1 protein-coding gene is annotated in these 394 nt (G+C 50.8%); it reads right to left on the minus strand.

The genetic code is table 11. The features are described 5' to 3' along the window. Window positions 1–394 (minus strand): alkaline phosphatase PhoX (locus tag AAEZ03_RS26125; protein ID WP_350582654.1); only part of this gene is annotated, 394 nt, incomplete at both ends.

Below are 394 nucleotides of genomic sequence, written 5' to 3' on the forward strand. Positions count from 1 at the left end.
TACTCACCGCGTGCATCATCGCCCATATAAAAGACCACGGGCTTGCCTTGCTCAACAGGCGCGTAGGCACAGTTTTCATGCGCGAAACGCCCTAGTGCGGTACGCTTTCGTGGTACGGATTGCGGCTCAAACGGGTCAATTTCTGTGATATAACCAAAGGTATTAAAGCCATTACGATAATCATCGGCAGCGCTTGCTCCAACGGCAGTCATGTCCCAACGTGAGAATTCGTCAGGGATTTTGGCGTCTTTGGCCTCAGGTGTGTGCCATAAATATTCAAAGCCAGCAAAGTTCTCTGTTGCCCCATAGCGCTTGCGACCATAATTATGCTCAGCACTCAATTGACTGGCATCTTGTCCACGCGCGAATACCCCTAGGAAGTTCTCTTCGGTGG

The sequence above is a fragment of the Pseudomonas sp. HY2-MNA-CIBAN-0224 genome, assembly GCF_040310285.1.
GTDB lineage: Bacteria > Pseudomonadota > Gammaproteobacteria > Pseudomonadales > Pseudomonadaceae > Aquipseudomonas > Aquipseudomonas helleri.